General features: G+C 72.0%; 7 protein-coding genes. 1 reads left to right on the forward strand and 6 read right to left on the reverse strand.

All coding sequences use genetic code 11. The features are described 5' to 3' along the window. The 6 genes from nuoE to ACFWEK_RS17845 form a co-directional block, all read right to left on the reverse strand. Positions 1-797, reverse strand: a 797-nt coding sequence (gene nuoE, locus ACFWEK_RS17820) for an NADH-quinone oxidoreductase subunit NuoE (RefSeq protein WP_430554891.1), incomplete at its 3' end; no start/stop codon positions are given. After that, complete coding sequence (locus ACFWEK_RS17825; protein ID WP_430548103.1) at positions 794-2,140, reverse strand: NADH-quinone oxidoreductase subunit D; 1,347 nt, start codon at positions 2,138-2,140, stop codon at positions 794-796. The genes ACFWEK_RS17825 and nuoE, both read right to left, overlap by 4 nt. Further along, positions 2,137-2,949 carry an NADH-quinone oxidoreductase subunit C gene (locus ACFWEK_RS17830; RefSeq protein ID WP_430554892.1) on the reverse strand — a complete coding sequence of 271 codons (813 nt, stop codon included), beginning with the start codon at positions 2,947-2,949 and terminating at the stop codon, positions 2,137-2,139. The genes ACFWEK_RS17825 and ACFWEK_RS17830 overlap by 4 nt, the downstream gene beginning before the upstream one ends. Beyond that, positions 2,946-3,497: a NuoB/complex I 20 kDa subunit family protein gene (locus ACFWEK_RS17835; RefSeq protein WP_429735902.1), complete on the reverse strand. Its 552-nt coding sequence runs from the start codon at positions 3,495-3,497 to the stop codon at positions 2,946-2,948. Before ACFWEK_RS17835 ends, ACFWEK_RS17830 begins: the two co-directional genes overlap by 4 nt. A gap of 124 nt (positions 3,498-3,621) precedes the next feature. Next, positions 3,622-3,984 carry an NADH-quinone oxidoreductase subunit A gene (locus tag ACFWEK_RS17840; protein WP_429735904.1) on the reverse strand — a complete coding sequence of 121 codons (363 nt, stop codon included), beginning with the start codon at positions 3,982-3,984 and terminating at the stop codon, positions 3,622-3,624. Positions 3,985-4,060: 76 nt separating this feature from the next. Next, on the reverse strand, positions 4,061-5,374 hold the full coding sequence (locus tag ACFWEK_RS17845; protein ID WP_430554893.1) for a geranylgeranyl reductase family protein: 1,314 nt from the start codon (positions 5,372-5,374) through the stop codon (positions 4,061-4,063). Between the two features lie 299 nt (positions 5,375-5,673). On the opposite strand from ACFWEK_RS17845, the gene ACFWEK_RS17850 reads away from it, so the two are divergent. Then, entirely contained in the window at positions 5,674-5,898 is a 225-nt protein-coding gene (locus ACFWEK_RS17850) for a YtxH domain-containing protein (RefSeq protein WP_430548100.1), read from the forward strand. Positions 5,899-5,956 lie beyond the last annotated feature (58 nt).

Genomic DNA, 5,956 nt, shown 5'->3' on the forward strand with positions numbered 1-5,956 from the left:
CCTCTTTTCACGCATACGAGGTAATACGCTATATTGCTCGGTCGCGTGGGCTCGGATTTGTGTATAAGAGACAGCCCGTCGGTGGTCTCGGCGGGCTCGGCCGACGAGGGCTCCCCGCCGTCGACGGCGGCCGCGGCGCGCGCCAGGCGCAGGCCGGCGAGCGTCGGCTCCCCCGCGCCCACGCCCTCGTCGGCCCGGCCGTCGGTGAACCCTGCGAGCACGCGGCTCATCTGCTTGAAGCCGCACACCGACGACGCGCCGCGCGTGGGCGCCACCTGCTCGCCCGCCCGCAGGCGGTCGGCGAGGTCCGTGGCCGACTCCGGCGTCTGGTTGTCGAAGAACTCCCAGTTGACCATCACGACCGGCGCGTAGTCGCAGGCGGCGTTGCACTCGACGCGCTCGAGCGTGATCGCGCCGTCCTCGGTGGTCTCGTCGTGCCCGACGCCGAGGTGCTCGCTCAGCTCGTCGAAGATGGCGTCGCCGCCCATCACCGCGCACAGCGTGTTGGTGCACACGCCCACGGTGTAGGTGCCGTTGGGGTGCCGCTTGTACTGCGTGTAGAAGGTGGCGACGGCGCTCACCTCGGCGGGCGTCATCTCGAGCTGCTCGGCGCAGAACAGGATGCCGTCGCGGCTCACGTAGCCGTCCACCGACTGCACGAGGTGCAGCATCGGCAGCAGGCCGGAGCGCGGGTCCGGGTAGCGCGCCTTGACGGCCGCGGCGTCGGCGGCCAGCGACGCGAGCGTGTCGGCGTCGTACCGCGTGGCCGAGCGGGCGCTCGTGGGTTCTGCCGTCATCGGTCGACCCCTCCCAGCACGGGGTCCAGGGACGCGACGGCGACGACGACGTCGGCCACCTGGCCGCCCTCGCACATCACCGACACGGCCTGGAGGTTGTTGAACGACGGGTCGCGGAAGTGCGCCCGGTACGGCTTGGTGCCGCCGTCGGACACCGCGTGCACGCCCAGCTCGCCGCGCGGGTGCTCGACGGTCTGCCACGCCTGCCCGGCCGGCACCCGGAACCCCTCGGTGACGAGCTTGAAGTGGTGGATCAGGGCCTCCATCGAGGTGCCCATGATCTGGCGGATGTGGTCGAGCGAGTTGCCCTGCCCGTCGGCACCGATCGCGAGCTGCGCCGGCCACGCGATCTTCTTGTCCGCCACCATGACCGGCGCCCCTGACGTCGCCTCGAGCCGGGTGAGCGCCTGCTCCACGATGCGCAGCGACTGGTAGCACTCCTCCAGGCGCAGCACCACGCGGGAGTAGCAGTCCGCGTCGGTCGACGTCGGCACGTCGAAGTCGTACGTCTCGTACCCGGAGTACGGGAACGCCTTGCGCACGTCGTACGGCAGCCCCGTGGAGCGCAGCACCGGCCCGGTGACGCCGAGCGCCATGCAGCCGGCGAGGTTGAGCACGCCGACGTCGGTGAGGCGCGCCTTGAAGATGGGGTTCGCCAGCATGAGGTCGCCGAGCTGGCCGAGGTACTGGCGGATCTTCGGCAGCGCCGCCCGCACCTGGTCCTCGAACCCCTCGGGCACGTCCTGCGCGACGCCGCCCGGCCGCACGTACGCGTGGTTCATGCGCAGCCCGGTGACGGCCTCGAACAGCCGGAGGATCTCCTCGCGGGCGGTGAAGCCGATCGTCATGACCGTCGTCGCGCCCATCTCGTTGCCGCCCGTGCCCAGGCAGACGAGGTGGGACGCCACCCGGTTGAGCTCCATCATCAGCACGCGGATGATCGACGCCCGCTCCGGCACGTCGTCGGTGACGCCGAGCAGCTTCTCGGTGGCGAGGCAGTACGCCGTCTCCTGGAAGAGCGGCGCCAGGTAGTCCATCCGGGTGCAGAACGTGGTGCCCTGCGTCCAGGTGCGGAACTCCATGTTCTTCTCGATGCCGGTGTGCAGGTAGCCGATGCCGCAGCGCGCCTCGGTGACCGTCTCGCCGTCGATCTCGAGCATGAGGCGCAGCACGCCGTGCGTGGACGGGTGCTGCGGGCCCATGTTGACGACGATGCGCTCCTCGCCCACGGCCTCGCGGGCGATCTCGTCCCAGTCGCCGCCGGACGCCTCGAAGCCGGGGATGCCCGGGTCGAACTCGTCCGCGGTCGGCGGCCGGGTGGCGCTGAAGGTTCCGGTGGTCATGAGTAGGACCTCCTGGTGTCCGGCGGCGGCACGGTGGCGCCCTTGTACTCCACGGGGATGCCGCCGAGCGGGTAGTCCTTGCGCTGCGGGTGGCCCGGCCAGTCGTCGGGCATCTCGATCCGTGCCAGGCCCGGGTGGTCGTCGAAGACGATCCCGAAGAAGTCCCAGGTCTCGCGCTCGTGCCAGTCGTTGGTCGGGTACAGCGACGTGGTGGAGGGGACGTGCGGGTCGGCGTCGGGCACCGACACCTCGAGCCGCACGCGGCGGCCGTGCGTCACGGAGGTGAGGTGGTAGACGGCGTGCAGCTCGCGGCCCGTGTCGTCGGGGTAGTGCACGCCCGAGACGCCGAGGCTGAGCTCGAACCGCAGGTCCTGGTCGTCGCGCAGCGCGCGGCAGACGGCGAGCAGGTGCTCGCGGGCCACGTGCAGCGTGAGCTCGGCGTGCGGGCTCGGCGGGTCGGTGTGCGGGTCGACGACGACGCGCTCCACGGCGACGTCGAACGCGACGCCCTGCTCGCCGAGCACCTCGGCGAGCACGTCCACGGCCTCGTCGAACCAGCCGCCGTACGGCCGCGTCGCGGCGCCGGGCATCGCGACCGGCTGCACCAGGCCGCCGTACCCGGACGTGTCGCCGGAGCCGTGGACGCCGAACATGCCGCGCCGCACCTCGACGACCTCCGGTCCGCGCCCGCCCCGGCCGGCCTGCTCGCTGCCCGGCACCAGCTCCCCGGAGCGGGGCCCCAGGACCTCCTCGGGCTGCGGGACGGGCCTGTCCGCAGCGGACCCGCCCGCCGTCGTGCCGTCGCTCATCGCAGCAGCCCCTTGAGCTCGAACGTCGGGGTGGCCTCGAGCGCCGCCGCCTCGGCGGCCGCGGCCGCCTCCTTGCGGTTCACGCCCAGCGGCGAGTCCTGGATGTGCTGGTGCAGCGCGAGGATCGCGTTGATGAGCATCTCCGGGCGCGGGGGGCAGCCGGGCAGGTACACGTCGACCGGCACGATGTGGTCGACGCCCTGGACGATCGCGTAGTTGTTGAACATGCCGCCGCTGGACGCGCACACACCCATCGACAGCACCCACTTGGGCTCGCTCATCTGGTCGTAGACCTGCCGCACGACGGGCGCCATCTTCTGGCTCACCCGGCCCGCGACGATCATGAGGTCCGCCTGCCGCGGCGACGCCCGGAAGACCTCCATGCCGAACCGCGACAGGTCGAACCGCGACGCGCCGGCCGCCATCATCTCGATGGCGCAGCACGCCAGTCCGAACGTCACCGGCCACACGGACGCCTTGCGCAGGTAGCCCGCCAGGTCCTCGATCGTCGTCAGCAGGAAGCCCGACGGAGCCTCTTCCAGGCCCATGACCCCTCCCCTTCGTGAACATCGGCGTGAGGATCCTCGGCGCCGATGCCGTCCGTAGTGCCGTGTCGTGCTGGGTGGTGCAGGTCGTGCGGTGGTGCTGGTCGTGCTGGTCGCGCGCCCGGGCCTAGACCCAGGTGAGGCCGCCGCGCCGCCACTCGTAGACGAACGGCACGGTGATGAGGGCGAGGAACGTGAGCATCGCGACGAGGCCGAAGCCGGCCAGCACGGCGAAGTCCACCGCCCACGGGTAGAGGAAGACGACCTCGATGTCGAAGACGATGAACGTCATCGCCACCAGGTAGTACTTGACCGGGAGCCGGCCGCCGCCGACCGCGTGCGGCGTCGGCTCGATGCCGCACTCGTAGGCGTCGAGCTTCGCCCGGTTGTAGCGCTTGGGCCCGATGACGGCGCTCGCCGCCACGCCGCCCACGGCGAGCACCAGGGCCACGCCCATGAGCATGAGGACCGGCACGTACGGGTTCGTCATCGCAGGTCCCCCGTCCGCACGGCCGCACGCTTCTCGACCTCGTGCATCTCGACCACTCCCTTGTGCTCGTGTGCGCTCATGCCGCAGGGACCACCCTCGTGAGCCCCGCGATGACCCGGTCCACCCAGTCACCGCCGCGCGGCTCGTAGCAGTCGGACAGCAGCTTGAGCACGAACCGCATGACCACCGGCCGCGGCAGCCCGTGCTTCACGCAGATCCGCATGATCTGCGGGTGCTCGATGAGCCGCACGAACCAGCGGCCCAGCGTGTAGTAGCCGCCCAGGTCGGCCCGCATCCGGTCGGCGTACGACGCGAGCGTCCGCTCGCGCGCGTCGTCCGTGGCTCGGGTGCGCGCCTGGGCGATCGCGTCGGCGGCGACCCGGCCCGCCTGCAGGGCGTAGGCGATGCCCTCGCCGTTGAACGGGCTGACCATCCCGGCCGCGTCGCCCACCAGCACCGCGCCGTCGCGGTAGAGCGGGCTGCGGTTGAAGCCCATCGGCAGCGCGGCCCCGCGGACCGGCCCCACCTGGTTCTCGGGGGTGAACCCCCACTCGGCGGGGGCGTTGCGCATCCAGGCCCGCATCATGCCCTTGTAGTCGTGACCGTTCGCGGACTGCCGCGCGGGCGTGGAGCTCACGGAGCCCAGGCCGACGTTCGCCGTGCCGTCGCCGAGCGCGAAGATCCAGCCGTAGCCCGGCAGGAGGTTCGAGGCGCCGGGTGCGCCGTCCCACAGCTCGAGGTGCGACTCCATCCACGCGTCCTCGTGCCGTGAGGTGCCCTCGGTGCGGAAGTACGTGCGCACCGCCGTGCCGAGCGGGCGGTCGTCACGGCGGGCGACCCCCAGCCCCGTCGCGAAGCGCGAGGAGACGCCGTCGGCCGCGACGACGACGGGCGCCCGGTAGGTGGTCTCGGCGCCGTCGGCGCGACCGCGGACGTCGAGGGCCTGCGTCCGCACGCCCACGACGCGGCCGTCGCGCTCGTCGAGGACCGGTCCGGTCACCTTGGTCCGCTCGAGCAGCTTGGCGCCGCCCGCCTGCGCGTGCTGCGCCAGCCGGTGGTCGAGCGACATGCGCGAGCGTGCCATGCCGTAGCCGGGGAACGAGTCGAGGTCCGGCCAGGGCAGCTCCCACGACCGGGCGCCGGCCACGACGCGCAGGCCCTCGTTGCGGATCCACCCGTCGTCCTCGCGGGTGCCGAGCCCCATGCGGGCCAGCTCGCCGACGGCGCGAGGCGTCAGCCCGTCGCCGCACACCTTGTCGCGGGGGAAGGAGGCCTTGTCGAGCAGGAGAACGTCGAGGCCGGCGGCGGCGCACCAGTGGGCCGTGGACGAACCGGCCGGGCCGGCGCCCACGACGATGACGTCGGCGTCGTCGACGCGACCTGACCGCACGTGCTCACCTCGCTCCCTCGAGCGCCCCGGCGACGGTGCCGGAGTCGATTTGTGAACCCCATCACAACTCTTGCGAGCACTCTAGTCACGTTCTGGCGGCGCTGTGTAGGAAGGTAACCCTTCCTTCGGGTCGCGGCGGTCCTCGGCGTCGTGGGACGGCGCGTCCCCGCAGGTCCGGCAGGGTCCCGGCGGCGGCATGTCGCGGGGTGCGTACGACCGCGGTCGCGCCTACGGTCGTGCGCACGACCACGACCCGGCCGTCAGCGGCCACCATCCGCACGACCATGAGGAGGCGCGACATGAAGGCAGGACCGGCATTCGTCGTCGGCGCGGCGCTCGGCTACCTGCTCGGCACCGAGAAGGGCCGGCAGCAGCTCGACAAGGCCAAGGACTGGGCGACGGAGACCTGGAACGACCCGCGCGTCCAGGCCAAGGTCTCGGACGTCACGAGCAGCGTGACCGAGTTCGCCAAGGAGCAGGGCAGCGCCCTCAAGGACCGCACCGCCGGCAGCTCACCCAGCTGACCACGGTCTGTTCGGCAGCGGGTGGATCAGTTCGGCAACGTCACGTGCCGAACTGATC

The sequence above is a fragment of the Isoptericola sp. NPDC060257 genome, assembly GCF_042726645.1.
GTDB lineage: Bacteria > Actinomycetota > Actinomycetes > Actinomycetales > Cellulomonadaceae > Isoptericola > Isoptericola nanjingensis.